This is a genomic window from Oculatella sp. LEGE 06141, from assembly GCF_015207605.1.
Lineage (GTDB): Bacteria > Cyanobacteriota > Cyanobacteriia > Elainellales > Elainellaceae > Oculatella.
This window is the reverse complement of record NZ_JADEWO010000006.1, coordinates 71,210-86,758: the sequence shown is the minus strand read 5'-3', so window position 1 is coordinate 86,758 and position 15,549 is coordinate 71,210. Positions and strand designations below refer to the sequence as shown.

The window sequence follows — 15,549 nt, the reverse complement described above, 5'->3', positions numbered from 1 at the left end:
TGAATCGATAGCCGTTGCTCTAGTAATAGCAGTGTGCAAAATTTCGGGAACTTTTTGCGCTAAGACTATGACACTTCAACAGGTGTTCGTCACGCAACTTTACCTGCGTGAATGGAACCGTTCAAAAATCCGTGTGGTTACAAATGAAACCATCGAGCGCAAGTGTTACGCTCGGAATGCACCGCCACTGAATGTGACTGCTTATGTTAAAGACCAAACAAAAACAGAAGCAGCAGGGTACCGTTTCAGATCCTCAGCCGTTAAGCCTGAAAGAACGACTGGCACAACGTCGCAAAGCAGAACGTCTGCGGAAAGAACTGGTTACCTTTACAACCTTTGCAGTCTTTTTCTCGGCGATCATCGGCTTCCTTCTGGGATTGGCGAGTGGCCCAAAACTCGGATTGGGGGCGGCAATGGGGGTACTCTGTACGTCCCTATCGTTCAAATATCCGCGTCAGGCGCTTTGGGCTTTCCTGATCTACATGCCCTTCAGTGGCACTATTACCTATACCCTTGGCAACAGCCCTCTCCTTCAGCTTGCTAAGGACGGATTTTATATTCCTGCGCTCATTGGGGTCATCCAGTATTGTCGTCGTGAAAAACTGCCTATTATCGTTTCGAAACAGCTTGTTGCACCTTTAGCCCTGCTGCTAGCGCTATGTATGTTAACGATGCTGCTGGTCAATATGTCGCAGCAGTTTGCAGCCGATGGCGACGAACAGCCTTTGTTTATGGGAATTTTGGGGCTGAAGGTTCTCATTGGCTATGTGCCTCTAATTGTTTGTGCTTACTATCTATTGCGCGATCGCAACGATCTATTATTTTTGATGCGGTTGACCGTCATTTTGATCCTGGTGTGCTGCGGACTGTGTTTCATGCAGTATCTCCTTTTAAAAACAGGGCGATGCGAAGGCACCCGGTTTGCAGAAGGAGCCGCTCAGTTCAAGGCAGCCCTGGACGCTCGATGTTTTGTAGGTGGTTCTGTTTTGTACAGTCCCCAGCATGGTCAAATCCGCCTGCCAGGAACGTTTGTGGCTCCCTGGCAATGGGGCTGGTTTTTGATTTCGGCAGGGTTTCTGGCCTTTGCCACAGCGTTTAACGATCCTAAAGCTCACTGGCGAACGCTGGGGTTAACGTCGCTAGCCGCCGTGTTTATTATGGCAGTGCTGTCGGGGCAGCGAGTGGCGCTGGCGCTGGTTCCGTTTACCTTTGTGCTGCTGCTGCTACTCACGGGGCAGGTGGCTAACCTGAAACGATTTATTCCCACCGCGTTTGGGTTGTTGCTCTTGTTGGGGGTAGCGGCACTCCAGAATCCTGATGTGTTACAACAACGGCTCGACAGTTTTGAGAGCCGCTGGAATGCGTCGCCACCGCATCAGTTTATCGTCGATCAATTTCAGTGGGTCACTCGCTCATCGGAATTACTGGGGCGCGGATTGGGTCGGGCAACCAATTCTGCACGAACGCTGGGAGAAACGGCGTTAATTGAAACCTACTATCCCAAGCTCATCTACGAAGTGGGGCCATTTGGTGCGTTAGCCTTCTTGCTGGTCGTTACCGTTTTAGTGTATGTCACGTTCAAAGCCTACCGAGGTCTACGCGATCGCGGTTTGCGAAATTTGGGGGCGTCGCTCTGGGTCTTCGTTTTATTCATTAGCTACAACACTTACTACTACCCGCTGGATGTTGATCCAGTGGCGGTCTATTACTGGTTTTTTGCAGGTGTGATCTTGCGACTTCCCGATATTGAACGGGCAGAACGTCTGGAAGCCTCTCGTAAAGATCAGCCCGTTAGCACTAAACGACGGCGGCTGAAACGGTCGGGTTTCGCCTGAGCGAGAGGGATATATAGAAGTTAGGGCATATTGATCCTATTGAATGTCTCTTTATGATGGAAGCCCTTGCAACGAGGAGCGATCGCCTGTGACAATGCCTTTAATTTCCGTAATCGTGCCAACTTACGGTCGTGAACAGACCTTGCGAGAAACGCTGGCAGAGGTGCTTCAGCAAACCTATCCCAGCTTTGAAGTCATAGTAGTAGATCAAACTCCGGTTCACGAGCCTGAAACACAAGCCTATTTAGAAGAACTGGTTCAGCAGCAGGCGATTCGGTTATTTAAGCTTGATTGGGCTAGCTTGCCAGGGGCACGGAACTATGGCGTTCGTCGCTCCGTGGGGGAGGTAATTGTCTTTCTGGATGACGATGTGCAGCTACCGGCAGGCTTTTTGGCTGCCCATGCCCGTCATTATCAGAGGCAGCCTCACATTGGTGCGGTGGCGGGACGAGTACTCGATCGGCAAAAATTAGCTGAAGCCGACGTTGGGCTAACCATCCAGCAGCTTCCACCAGAGGCGCTTGATCCGGCTATTGGTTGGTTTCACCTCAATCTGGTTCACACCGTTTTGCCGCAACCAGTCTTGACAGCAAGGGGCTGCAACATGTCCTTCCGTCGGGCACTGTTTGAACAGCACGGCCTCTGGTTTGATGAGCGGTTTCGGGGCAGCGCCGTTCGGGAAGAATCGGACTTCTGTTTGCGAATGCGATCGACGGGGTACACCATTTGGTACGACCCGGAGGCTTACCTGGTGCATTTAGGTGAAGAAACGGGTGGCTGTCACGATATCAGCACGCGATCGCTGCAATATCAAATCACGTTTTACCATAACCATTTTTGGATGGCGTTCAAAAGCCTTACTGTTTCTCAACTATTGCGGTTTGCGATCGCCTTATTCAACTATCAAGTGCTGGGTAAACCGCCTTCGCGCAAGAGCCGTGCCCTGCCGAAGATTTTAGGACGCGTTGGGTCTTACACACTGGGACTGCTGCGAGCAGTGGGTACTCTTATCCAAGCGATTTGGGATGATGGGCAGGTCTACAGTCGGCAAGACCAGTACGCTGCGGCAGCGGTTTTGCCTTTGCCATCCGTCCCAACTGCATCCTCTTGATGGTCCAACCGCGAGGGGATAGTGCTATGGGTCAGCCGCTTCGAATTCTGCAAATCGTACCGTCTATTTCGCTGGTCTATGGTGGCCCCAGCCAGATGGTGTTGGGGTTGTCGGCTGCACTGGCGGATGCTGGAGTCGAGGTCACCATCCTGACGACTGATGCCAACGGGGATACTGGCCAGTTGCCCTTAGACGTGCCGCTCGATCATCCAGTTTGGCAAGATGGCTATCAAATTCGCTATTTTCGCTGTTCGCCGTTTCGACGGTACAAATTCTCGCGGCACTTGCTTTCCTGGCTAGCGCATCATGCCAATGGGTTTGATATAGCCCATATTCATGCGCTGTTTTCTCCGGTGAGTACCGTAGCTGCAACGATCGCACGCAGGCAGGGCTTGCCCTATATTTTGCGTCCATTGGGCACGCTCGATCCAGCCGATTTACGCAAAAAGCGCTACCTCAAGCAGGGATATGCGGCGCTGCTAGAGAAACCCAATTTAGCAGGTGCCGCTGCCATTCACTTCACCAGCCTCCAGGAAGCGCAGGTGTCTGAGCGGTTTGGCGTGACCACAACCGATTTAGTAATTCCGCTAGGCGTGCGTTTACCAGAGCAAGGCAAAGACGGAAAGGCTGCTGCCCCGCTCCCTCACCGTTGGGGGATACCGAGCGATCGCCCTCTACTCCTCTTCTTGTCTCGCATCGATCCGAAAAAGGGGTTTGATCTACTCTTGCCAGCCCTGGAACAACTTTTGGCAGAGGGCGTTCGCTTTCATTTCGTGCTGGCGGGTGCCAATCCTCAAGATCCAGCCTACGAGCGTCAGATTGGCAATCGAATTCAAACCTCTGCGTTGGCACCGCACACAACCATCACCGGATTTGTCACGGGTGCAGCAAAAGCCTCACTGCTGCAAGCCGCGGATGTGTTTGTGCTGCCGTCCTATTACGAGAATTTCGGTATCGCTGTCGCAGAAGCGATGGCCGCTGGGGTGCCTGTTGTCATCTCAGACCAGGTTCATATCTGTGGCGAAATTGAGCAGGCAAAAGCGGGCTGGGTTGCGACCTGTGATGCTGCTGCACTCACCACTGCGCTGCGAACGGCATTGCAGAACCCAGAGGAGCGCCAGTATAGAGGGTTGCAGGCTCATACTCATGCGGCAACTCACTATAGTTGGGAAGCGATCGCCCAACAAATGATCCATGCTTATCAACAAATCGTGCAGACCCGCATCAGGACATAATCGGCGCTAGTGCGTCACAATTGAAGCAAAATCCCTCTTGCGATTCCCCTCAGACTGCCGCAATTAGTCCTAAAATTAGTAAGCTTACGGCTGTTTTGCTGGTTCTTCAGGGTTGGATACTGCTTCTATATAGGTTCATGGCTAGTCAAGATCAAATCGATTTGTTTAACGTCAATGAGGTTGCGGACTCTGCACCCCCCGCAAATTTTGATCCAGATTTGATTCCGACAGATGCAAAAATTCCGATTCCGCCCGGTACCTATGCCAGCATCGACCCGATCGTAGAACATTGCAATCGTTGCCAGCGTTGCGGCCTGGGTGCAACCCGCACTCATGCTGTGGTCGGACGGGGCAATCCCAACGCTGACATCATGATTGTGGGGGAAGGACCAGGGCAGAATGAAGATGAAACGGGTATGCCGTTTGTGGGTAAAGCCGGACAACTCTTAGACAGGATTTTGGCATCGGTTAAGCTCACAGAAGACGATGTCTATATTTCCAATATTGTCAAGTGTCGCCCGCCCGGAAACCGAACCCCGGCGATCGAAGAAATGGATGCCTGTCGTCCTTATTTGATAGAGCAAATTCGTTTGATTGATCCCAAAATCATTTTGTTAACTGGCGCGTCAGCCGTGCGTGGCATTACCGGAGACAAACGCGGGATCACAAAAATTCGCGGGCAGTGGCTCGAGTGGGATAATCGGCAGTGTATGCCCATCTTCCATCCGGCCTATTTGCTGCGGAACCAATCCCGCGATAAGGGCAGCCCCAAATGGCTGATGTGGCAAGATATTCAGGCGGTTCGTACCAAGTTAGACGAGATCCGAGCGTCGTAGTCAGATGCAAGCGGTTCTGTTGGGATCTATCTTGAGAGGTCTGCTATCTACCTGGTTTCGATGCTCTGCGGCGATCGCACCCGTCCTGCCCGACAGTCTCTTAACCACAGGCGAATGGATTGAGCGACCACGCCATAGCTGCTGTCTTGCGGTGGAGAGGGTGGATCGCTGGCTGGATAACCGCCAATTCGAGAAATCATCAGCACTAATCGCCAGTGGCCATCCATCGTCTGCGTTAAAAACAGCCAGTGATAGTGTTGCAGGTTAACGGCTGTATTGCTGACGTATTGACGTTCCAGCGTGGTAAAAAAGACCTGAGTGGTATCGCTATCGGCTGGGATTCCGGCCACATACTCACCGGGGCCAAGGGTCAACGGGTCAAATTCGGGACGAGCAGCGAGCAGCATATATCCCGGCACGTTGGCGCTGCGGTTTCTGCCGATCGCCCGTTGCCGCACACGGTTGGTATACGCTGGCAAATCGTGCAGCAAGAGAGCTACCAGGGTTTCTAGATCAGCAGGGCAGCTTGAGCGTAGACGAGTAGAATCAGACGCTTCGGAAGGCGTTTGAGCTAGCAAAGCTTGAGGTGGGGATGGAAGTGAGGCGATCGCCACCTCAAGCGGCCACACCAACCCGCTGACACCGATCCCGATTCCTATCAGCCACACTGGTTGCCGCTGCATACTACCGTCCTGATCTATACAACAGCGGCCAATTCATCGCAGATGCGCTGAAAGGCTGCAACTGGATCGGCCGATGCCGTGATAGGGCGACCAATCACCAGATAATCGGCACCAGCTTGCAATGCTTGCGCTGGGGTGAGCGATCGCCGCTGATCGCCTGTCTCTGCCCATGTAGGCCGCACCCCTGGACAGACTAACAAAAATCGATCGCCGCACACCTGCCTCAACTGAGCCACTTCTTGGGGTGAGCAAACCGCACCGGACAGGCCACTCTCTTGTGCCAGTAAGGCCATTTGCAAGGCATACTCTGGCAACTCCAACGGAATCTTGAGTTCAAAGGCCAGGGAGCGTGAGGTGAGGCTGGTGAGCAGAGTAATGGCAATCACATTGGGGGCAGCCTGTTCGCTGGCCGCCGCACCCTGCTTGGCAGCGGCATGAGCTGCTTCTAACGCTTCCTGGCCAGCCGTGGCATGAACGGTGAGTAAATCAACCCCATATTTCCCTGCGGCACGGCAAGCCCCTGCCATTGTGTTGGGAATATCGTGAAACTTGAGATCTAAAAAAATTCGTTTCTGCCGCGCTTTGAGCTGTTGAAGAAGGTTGGGGCCACTGCTGACAAACAGTTCCAACCCCACTTTCCAGAAAGTGACATCGGGGAGGCGATCGATCAACGCAACGGCTTCATCCTCACTTGGAACGTCTAAAGGCACAATGATGTGGCTAGAAGGAGAAGGCATTGAACTTTAAAAGATAAAGGAAAGTAAGGGTAGAGAGCAGCGAGCTGATTGAGCAAGTGGGATGAAGGAGACGTAGGTTACATTACCAGCCGCACGAATTTGTTTTTTCCCACTTGCAACACCTTGCCTTTCAAATCGGTGGGGGTTTCAAAGCTGAGGTTGGTGTCCTGGATGCGATCGCCATCTAACCGCACCGCTCCCCCTTGAATCTGCCGTCTCGCTTCCGAACTGCTGGCACACAACCCGCTGGCATTGAGAACGTAGAACAGCTTGGCGGGAAACTGAATTGTTTCTAGCGAAAATTCTGGGACAGCATCGGCCTGCTTAGCATCCCCTTGCACCAGAGTGAGAGCCGCTTTTTGAGCGTCGCTGGCAGCGTCTTCGCCGCGTAACTGGGTAACAATGGTTAACGCTAACAGCTTTTGGCGATCGCGCGGATTCTCTGGCAATTGATCCATTGGCAAATTGGTCAGCAGCTCAAAGTACGACTCGATCTGGCTATCTGCCACCTTTTCCAGCTTGGAGTACATTGATAGGGCATCTTCCCCCAGCCCAACATAGTTGCCCAGCGATTTCGACATCTTCTGTACACCGTCTGTGCCAATTAAAATCGGTAACAGTAACCCGAACTGAGGCTTCAGCTTAAAATGACGCTGTAAGTCTCGCCCTACTGCAATATTAAACTTCTGGTCGGTTCCACCCAGCTCCACATCAGCCTCGACAGCCACCGAGTCATACCCCTGCATCAGTGGATACAGGAACTCATGCAGGTAAATTGGGTTCTCCTTTCTATAGCGCTCGGCAAATCCTTCTTTTGCCAGCATTTGCCCTACGGTCATCGTAGACAACAGCTCTAAGATTTTCGCCAGATCAAGCGCTGAAAGCCACTCCGAGTTGTAACGAATTTCTAGTCGGCCAGGCGTGTCAAAATCCAAAATCGGGCGAACTTGCTCAAGATAGGTTTGGGCGTTTTGCCGCACGTCCGCTTCAGTGAGCTGTCGCCGCACCTCCGATTTTCCAGTTGGATCACCAATGCGAGCGGTAAAATCTCCAATAATCAGAACAGCAGTATGTCCTGCATCCTGAAATGCCCGCAACTTACGGAAAACAATACTATGACCCAGATGAATGTCCGTTCCCGTAGGGTCGATCCCCAGTTTCACCCGTAGCGGTTTGTCGGCCTGGACAAGCCGAGCCGCTAACTGTTCATTGGGATCTTGCGAATCAGGCTGGTGCGGAAAAATCTCGCTAGTTCCCCGGTACAGCCAATCCAGAGAAGGCGTTAAGTTTGATGAGTGATCAAGAGCCATGCTTGGCAGATATCCAGTTCGATTCGCTACACTTACCGATCATGCTTTCAATGCTGGTTTCAGCATCAGGCAACCAACCTACTATAATTGCAAAAACTTGTCACAGGTAGACCGCCCCAATTCAAAATTTCGTGCGGAATGGCTTAAGCCATCTTCAACATTTGGGAACCATTTGGGCATTAATGAGGTAGATCGGGGTTCAATATCTGCTTAATATTGATGGTTAACTCGACTTAATCGCTCTTCCGTAGGATGATCCTTTGAGTTAACAACCCTATTAAGATCTACATTCCCACTCGGTGCACTTCGCTGAAACTTCTTAAGGAACTAGAACAGCTGTGTCGTCCAATACTGCCAGAGAAAAGCAACCCCCCCACCGCAAACAGATAGAGGAACTGACTCCTATTTTTCAGTTCGTGCAAGCCGTTGGAAAGGTGACAGCAGGAACCATCCTTGGTATCACTATGCTTTCCAGTTCAGTGGTTGCCGGAGGCTTGGTAGGGTTGGCGGTCAGTTTTCGTAACCTGCCTGATGTGCGAGTGCTGCGTAACTACAGTCCCGCCCAAACCAGTTACGTTTATGACGTAAACGGAACATTGCTAGACAGCATGCACGATGAGGTTAACCGGGAAGTGGTTGACCTCAACGAAATTTCGCCGCAACTGAAGCGAGCCGTCATTGCGATCGAAGACAGCAATTTTTACTTTCATCATGGCGTTAACCCGACGAGCGTGATCCGGGCATTGTTGAGCAACCTGGAAGAGGGACAAACGGTTGAAGGCGGTTCAACGCTGACAATGCAGTTGGTAAAGAACCTATTTCTCACACCAGAGCGATCGTTCAGCCGTAAAGTGGCAGAGGCCGTTTTAGCCCTTCGTTTAGAACAAATCTTCACCAAAGACCAGATTTTAGAGATGTATCTAAATCAGGTCTATTGGGGGCATAACACCTATGGCGTTGAAACCTCATCTGAAAGTTACTTCAACAAACGAGCCTCTGAATTGACGCTAGCGGAGTCGGCTATGATGTCGGGGCTAATTCAAGCGCCAGAAAACTATAGCCCATTTGTGGATTATCAGGTGGCGAAGCAACGGCAAGCCGTCGTTTTAGATCGGATGCTACGGTTGCAGTGGATTACGCCCGAAGAAGCAGACGCCGCCCGCAAGCAGCCTATTCGCCTCGGTCAGGTGACTTCATTCCAACAAAGTAAAGCTCCCTATATCACCGAAGCGGTTGTGGCTGAGTTGAACGATCGGTTTGGCTCAGATGCGGTACTGAAGGGTGGAATGCGCGTCCAAACCACTGTCGATCTCAACCTACAGCGCATCGCAGAAGAAACCGTGAGGCGCGGATATCAAACCATCCGCCGTCGCGGTTTAAGAGCCGATCAGATCTCTCTAGTCGCCGTTGATCCTAGAACTCACTTTGTTAAGGCAATGGTGGGAGGCGTTGATTACGACTCCAGCCAGTACAACCGCGCTATTCAAGCGATGCGGCAACCTGGTTCTGCCTTCAAACCGTTTGTGTACTATGCAGCTTTTGCATCTGGTAAATACAGTCCAGATTCAACCGTGAACGACAGCCCCGTTAGCTACCCCGATGGTTATAAGAGTTATTCTCCCCAGAACTATGACGGTAGCTTCCGAGGCCCGATGCCAATTCGCGCGGCTTTAGAGCAATCTCGGAATGTGCCTGCGATCAAGCTGGGACAGGCGATCGGCATCAGTCGAGTCATTGAAGTCTGCCGTATCCTGGGCATCTCCAGCCCCATTGAACCAGTGACCTCACTGCCATTAGGTTCTGTAGACTTAACCCCACTAGAAATGGCCGCGGCCTACGCTACTTTTGCCAGCGGCGGGTGGCAATCTGAAACGACCGTGATTGTTCAAGTAGCGGATACGACAGGACGAGTTCTATTAGACAATACACCTCAGCCTCAACTGGTTCTTGATCCGTGGGCTGTAGCGGCACTGAATGATGTGCTGCAAGGGGTTATTACCCGTGGAACGGGAACCGCTGCCAGGCTCAATCGTCCCGCAGCCGGTAAAACTGGTACAACCAGCTCAGAGCGAGACATCTGGTTTGTAGGGTATGTGCCGCAGCTCTCGGTAGCGGTATGGATTGGCAACGATGATTACCGCCCGCTCGGCGTTGGAGCCACAGGGGGTGGCTATGTTGCTCCTATTTGGAAAGACTTTATGGATCAAGCGCTGAATGGCGTACCCGTTGAACGGTTCCGTCCCATGTCCGATTTCCCCCGTCCTTAACCTTGCAGAAGTAAGCTGCTTCAGTCAACAGGGTGCCCAGTAAATTTGGGGTTGCCGTGAGTTGCGATCGCCTCGACAAAAATCAACGAGCCAACACTGCACTCGATCGGCGTTCAAATCTAAATCAACGTAGCGATCTGGAATTGCCTAACGAGCCTGAATGAGTGCTAAGACTGACTTTCAACGTCAGCCTTCATCCGCTCCAAGGTGTAGTGCATCTGGTCAAACATCTGCTGTGGCGTGATCCCAAACTGACCAAGCTGCGTTTTTAGCTGTTCAACGGTCATCTGCGCCATGAAATCTTCGGATAGCTCAAACCGCTTCATAAAGATGCGGTAGCGCTCCATCATTTCTTCCATTTTTTCAATGAACAGCTTTTTACCTTCGCGATCGAACTTACCATAGCCATTGCCTAATTCCATGAGAGACTGGTAGTCCTCAAATAGCTGCTTGGCTTCTTGCTGAACAATATCGGAGTCGAAGAATCCCATCGCTCTTTTGCTTTGTGGAATGCTTATGCGGACACCTACAAAAATGTAGGACTAACAGAGCGTCTTTAGCTCTGCCGTTAGCCATTATTGTAATCTAGCTTGCATTCTGCTTGCAGTGCGGGAATCTCTACCTGGGTATTAGTATAGGATGCTACCCTGGTCGGCACTTTGCTCAGGAGGAGCCAAGCGAGACTTGCGACTGGGCTTCCGGGTCGGGATGAATGCAGAAAGTGAGTACGGTTTCATCAACCCCTTTTAGTTTGAGTGGGCTAAATTTGGTAATACTCTCTTCTTCTAGCTCCAGGTAATCTGCAACGGCAGCAGATACCAGAATCGAGTTTGGCTCTGCTGCTTCCTGAATCCGGGCGGCAATGTTAACGCTTGGCCCGATCGCAGTGTAATCGGCTCGTTCGGCTCCACCGAACATACCAACAACGGCAGTGCCCTGGTGGATACCACACCGGAACTGAACTTCGTTGATCCCCTGAGCCTGCCAGCGTTCATTCAGCTTTGCCAGCGAACGATACATTTGCCGTGCAGCGGCGATCGCCCGACGAACCTGTTCATTGGGGCTAATTTCTTCAGGTGCCCCAAAGATGGCTAAAATAGCATCTCCCATAAATTTATCTACGGTGCCGCCATTATCGAAAATGGCGTGGGTCATTTCAGCTAAATATTCATTCAACAGTTCAGATACCCGGCGCGATCGCAGGGTATTGGATAACTGCGTAAACCCAATAATGTCGCTGAACAACACCGTAATCATCCGGGGTTCTGGACGCAGATCAAGCGATAGTTCGCCTCTGGCCGCTTTAGTAACCAACGCGGGGGGCAGGAACCGCTTCAGTACCGATTCAGTGAGATAGGTGTTGAGTTCTTGAACTTTTCGTTCGTTTTCTTTCAACGCCAGTAAGTTGCGAACTTCAGCCAACAGTTCGCGGTCGTTAAACGGTTTTGACAAATAGGCATCAGCCCCACTTTCTGCTCCTTCAATTCGCGTATCTTCATCCGCTTTGGCTGTTAACAATACGATGGGAATTCCCCTCAGGGCTTCATCCTGCCGAATCATCTGGATCATTTCCAACCCAGACACCAGCGGCATCATCAAATCAGTTACCACCAGGTGAGGACGGCGCGACTGTGCGATTTGAAACCCATCCGCTCCATTTCGTGCCGTTCGAACCTGATAGCCTGCCTGTTGCAACACCCTGGCCACGTAATTCCGCAGATCGGCATTGTCATCGACCACCAGTATTTCGGCAGTCGTTTTGGGCAGGCTGACGACCGAGGGCATGGTTGGGGAAAGGTTAAAGGCAGGAACGTCTGACTGTTCCGGCAGCGCTTCTTGCATCTGAGACAGTTCGGTTTCAACGTCTGCCAATTCTACAAACGCCCGACTGTGTTCAATCTCCGCTGGAATCTCAATGACCTGTCCGGCGGGCAGATGCAGCGTTCCCGCCTGGAGCCAAACGGTAAAAGTAGTGCCTTGACCATAGGCAGACTCTACAGTAATTTTGCCGCTGTGCAACTCTACTAACTCCTTAACCAGAGCCAGACCCAGCCCGCTCCCCTCATAACTGCGATTGGCAGAGCCATCGGCCTGCCGGAACCGTTCAAACAGGTGAGGAACCTGATCGGGACGAATGCCAATTCCGGTATCACTAATTTGCAACAGGCAGTGATCGCCAGCAGGAAAAACGGCAACTTCAATTTGGCCGCCTGCCGCCGTAAATTTCATGGCGTTCGACAAAAGATTATAGAGAACCTTATCAAATTTCTCTAAGTCCAAATAAATAGAGGGACAGTTGGAAAAGTTAGTAGAGAGCGCGATTTGTTTCTTTTCACAGTAGGTACGAAACGACTCAACGATCTGGCTGACGAACTCAACCAAGTTGCACGGACGGAACCTTGGCTGCATCCGTCCAGCATCTAACCGTTGCAGGTCAAGCAGTTGATTGACGAGCCGCAGTAATCGGCGTGAGTTGCGTAGGGCAATCACCGATTGCTCGTGGGACAATCCCTGTTGCTGCGCGACGGCTGATTCTAAGGGACCAATGGTAAGAGTGAGAGGTGTACGGAATTCGTGAGATACGTTCTGGAAGAATTCGGTTTTTTGCCGATCGAGTTCCAAAAGCTGTTCAGCTTGCTGGCGTGTCTTTTGATAGAGTCGCGATTGCTGCACCGCGATCGCCGCCTGGGCTGCCACCGCCTGCGCCAACTCTACCTCGCTGGCTTGCCAGCGACGCGGAGCATGAATTTGTCGTAATGAAATACTGCCAATGATCTTGCCATCGGATAGGAGGGGAACAACCAGCAGCGCCCGAGCAGGCGATCGCAACGGCAAATCGGGAACGTTCAGGTCTAGATGCCGACTCAGGTCATCGATCACAACAGGCGCTTGCAACGCCAGCAGACGTTGCAACACTGGGTTGCCGTCAATTGGCACTAACGACTGAGGTAACTGTTGACGGGGAATAGAGCCACTTTCCTCGAACACGGCAGCAGGATTAGCGCCATTGACGCTATGAACCGGGGATGTACCATCGCTAGTAGCTAAGACCAGGGAATTTTTAGGAGCCGTATCCTCGCGGGTGGCATCATGCAACCCAACGCACTGCACAAACTCATCTTCTTCTGTCCAGAGGGATAAAGCACAGCCATCGGCACGCAGCGCTTGCCCCAGTTTTTGGGTGATGGCGGCAAAAATATCCTGGGGATCAAGGCTAGAACGAATCGCTGTCGTAATGGTGTTGACTAGCGCTTCTCGTTTAGCCAACGCTCTAACTTGTTCATAGGCGCGAGCCTGTGACAGCGCCAGAGCAGCTTGATCGGCCACCATAATCACAAGCTGCACTTCGTCGTCCTGCCAAATGCGAGGTTGCTCACACTGGTGCAGAGCCAGCACGGCCATCAACTCTTGCTGGCATACTAACGGTACGATCACACTGGAGCAAATGTTGGCCGTTTGATAGGACTGGCGTAACTGTGGGTCAATCTGTTCTCCTGCCGTCCGCTCATCGGTTTGGGCATTGTAGATCACCTGGACATCCTGTGTTTCCCAGACGGTATAAGCCAGGTGATTTGAATTCGTGGTGAAGTCAGGAAACGCTGACTCTATCTTGGATGCTTTAGAGGTGTAGACAAACGGCTCATCCTCCATGCGCCCCTCCTGGAACGGGCGAAGAATGCAGCAGTCTGCCTCAAACATTTGCCCCACGGTTTCAACAATCGTCTGTAGAATTTGACGATAGCTGAGCGCACTCCGAATAGTGTTGGTAACGGCGTTCAGCAGCGATTCCTGCCGCAGCGTGCGCCGCAGTTCTTGAGTGCGAGTCTTGAGAACGTTGTGGGTATCAACAGCCTGCCTGACAACGGCTTTTAGCTCGTCGTCATCCCACGGCTTAGTGACATATTTAAACACCTTGCCGGAGTTGATTGCTTCAACCAAATCGCCAACATCGGTGTAGCCAGTCAAAATAATACGAATAATATCTGGATACTGAGTGGCCGTAAGGCTCAGAAACTCTGTACCGCTCATGAAGGGCATACGCTGATCAGAGATGATGACGGCAACTTCGCCCTCGCTTGCCAAAATCTCTAAAGCCGCAGGCCCACTCTCGGCTCTAAGCACTTTATACTCGCGATGAAAGGTGCGATAGAGCAAGTCCAAGTTATCTGGCTCATCATCGACCACCAGAATTTTAGGTTTACTGTGATTTGAGGATTTCATGCACCGCTCCTGCTGTGGGGGCAGTCAGATAAAAGCCATTTCCATTTAATCTGAACTACTCCCAGTTGCCTGGGAAGATCGCTCAATTGATTGCAATTCAACATCTTGCCCTAAATCCTGCCCATCTCTCGGCTAAATATGGCTAAATTATGGCTAAATTGACCTGAGAGGAAACGACTCGCCATGCACCCACTCAGCAATTACCCTGGCACCCTGATCTGCACTCTAACGACTGGTGACATGAAACCGTTGTGCCGTTCCAAGTTGGTTAGAGAGGTTCTATCCAATCATAGGGGTATCTTTTTCCTTTCACATCGTGACGAGTGGCAGTTAAGCAGTTTGTACTACGGATTGCTAAGTGCAGCATGGCAGATTTTGTCATTCGATGTCTGGAGTGCTATGAGCGGCTAGCGATCGCGTTTAAGATGCTGTTTACGTGAGGCTCAAGTCTAGGATGCCCTAACTTAAAAACGATGTAACCTGTCATTACAATCGAAACAACAAGATGAGTCAGGAACGATAGGCTATCTGCAAGGGTGCATTCATCAGATTTGCTGCCATTATCTCAATACAGCTTTCACCTCCGCTTCTCAGGACTAAAATAAGGGCAATAAGGTTTATATTGCTATGTCTACTTCTGGCACCGATGTCTTTGCTTCGCCATCCCCGGCGTGGGACTTAACACATCGCTCGTTTGGAGAATTGCCATTTCTGATCCGAACCGTCAGGCAACAGGATTTACAGCGTCTGACGGATGTATTGGCGGCTAGCTTTCATCATCGAGACGGACTGATGGGGTGGTTATACCCTCTGTTTCGGATGGGAATCTATGAAGATTTGCGTAGCCGCTTGCAGAAGAAAATGCCGCATCATGCTTGTTTAGTCGCGATCGCCGCTGCTTCAGCCAACCGTTCGCCCATGCCCACCCAGGCAGTCAACAACTTGGCTGGCACTATCGAAATCTCGCTGCGATCGCAACACCTCTGGCAACCTCATCATTCACGACACTTGTATTTATCCAATCTGGCGGTTCAATCCGATTACCGTCGTCAGGGGGTTGCACAACAGCTACTGAAGACCTGCGAACGAATCGCTCTGGAATGGGGACATCAAGACTTATATCTCCACGTTTTAGAAAATAACTACAAAGCTAGAAGACTTTATATGAAAGCCGGATATCGGTTGCAGCGCATCGACTCAACCATGAGTTCTATGGTGTTGGGGCAACCGCGACAGCTATTTTTGCATAAACGATTGCAGGGATAGCCAGGGATCGATTTTCCACCGACGACGTTGGCTGCTGTATTGCCTTGA

The 15,549-nt window shown here is 51.4% G+C and carries 11 protein-coding genes; 6 read left to right on the top strand and 5 right to left on the bottom strand.

The window, feature by feature from the left end; translation table 11 throughout:
- Positions 1-203 precede the first annotated feature (203 nt).
- The 4 genes from hpsL (at position 204) to IQ268_RS06480 (ending at position 5,017) form a co-directional block, all read left to right on the top strand.
- Entirely contained in the window at positions 204-1,835 is a 1,632-nt protein-coding gene (gene hpsL / locus IQ268_RS06495) for a hormogonium polysaccharide biosynthesis protein HpsL (protein WP_193876737.1), read from the top strand.
- 94 nt (positions 1,836-1,929) lie between these two features.
- Positions 1,930-2,946: a hormogonium polysaccharide biosynthesis glycosyltransferase HpsN gene (gene hpsN / locus IQ268_RS06490; protein WP_193876904.1), complete on the top strand. Its 1,017-nt coding sequence runs from the start codon at positions 1,930-1,932 to the stop codon at positions 2,944-2,946.
- A 26-nt stretch (positions 2,947-2,972) separates the two neighbouring features.
- Complete coding sequence (gene hpsP / locus IQ268_RS06485) at positions 2,973-4,181, top strand: hormogonium polysaccharide biosynthesis glycosyltransferase HpsP (RefSeq protein WP_193876735.1); 1,209 nt, start codon at positions 2,973-2,975, stop codon at positions 4,179-4,181.
- A 137-nt stretch (positions 4,182-4,318) separates the two neighbouring features.
- Entirely contained in the window at positions 4,319-5,017 is a 699-nt protein-coding gene (locus tag IQ268_RS06480; protein WP_193876733.1) for a uracil-DNA glycosylase family protein, read from the top strand.
- Positions 5,018-5,064: 47 nt separating this feature from the next.
- Here IQ268_RS06480 and IQ268_RS06475 read toward each other — a convergent pair whose 3' ends face one another.
- From IQ268_RS06475 to tyrS, 3 genes are all read right to left on the bottom strand, one after another.
- Positions 5,065-5,700, bottom strand: coding sequence for a hypothetical protein (locus IQ268_RS06475; protein ID WP_228035142.1), 636 nt, complete (start codon positions 5,698-5,700; stop codon positions 5,065-5,067).
- 14 nt (positions 5,701-5,714) lie between these two features.
- Positions 5,715-6,437 (bottom strand): orotidine-5'-phosphate decarboxylase, encoded by a 723-nt coding sequence (gene pyrF, locus IQ268_RS06470; protein WP_193876732.1) that lies wholly within the window; start codon positions 6,435-6,437, stop codon positions 5,715-5,717.
- A 77-nt stretch (positions 6,438-6,514) separates the two neighbouring features.
- Entirely contained in the window at positions 6,515-7,747 is a 1,233-nt protein-coding gene (tyrS, locus tag IQ268_RS06465) for a tyrosine--tRNA ligase (protein ID WP_193876730.1), read from the bottom strand.
- A 338-nt stretch (positions 7,748-8,085) separates the two neighbouring features.
- Between tyrS and IQ268_RS06460 the strand changes: the two genes are divergently transcribed.
- Complete coding sequence (locus IQ268_RS06460) at positions 8,086-10,014, top strand: penicillin-binding protein 1A (protein ID WP_339383666.1); 1,929 nt, start codon at positions 8,086-8,088, stop codon at positions 10,012-10,014.
- A gap of 167 nt (positions 10,015-10,181) precedes the next feature.
- On the opposite strand, the gene IQ268_RS06455 is transcribed toward IQ268_RS06460, so the two are convergent.
- A complete protein-coding gene (locus tag IQ268_RS06455; RefSeq protein WP_193876728.1) occupies positions 10,182-10,505 on the bottom strand; it encodes a DUF1825 family protein in 324 nt (107 codons plus the stop codon).
- Positions 10,506-10,677: 172 nt separating this feature from the next.
- Positions 10,678-14,235: a response regulator gene (locus IQ268_RS06450; RefSeq protein ID WP_193876726.1), complete on the bottom strand. Its 3,558-nt coding sequence runs from the start codon at positions 14,233-14,235 to the stop codon at positions 10,678-10,680.
- A gap of 627 nt (positions 14,236-14,862) precedes the next feature.
- Here IQ268_RS06450 and IQ268_RS06445 point away from each other — a divergent pair.
- Positions 14,863-15,501 carry a GNAT family N-acetyltransferase gene (locus IQ268_RS06445; protein ID WP_193876724.1) on the top strand — a complete coding sequence of 213 codons (639 nt, stop codon included), beginning with the start codon at positions 14,863-14,865 and terminating at the stop codon, positions 15,499-15,501.
- Positions 15,502-15,549: the final 48 nt, after the last annotated feature.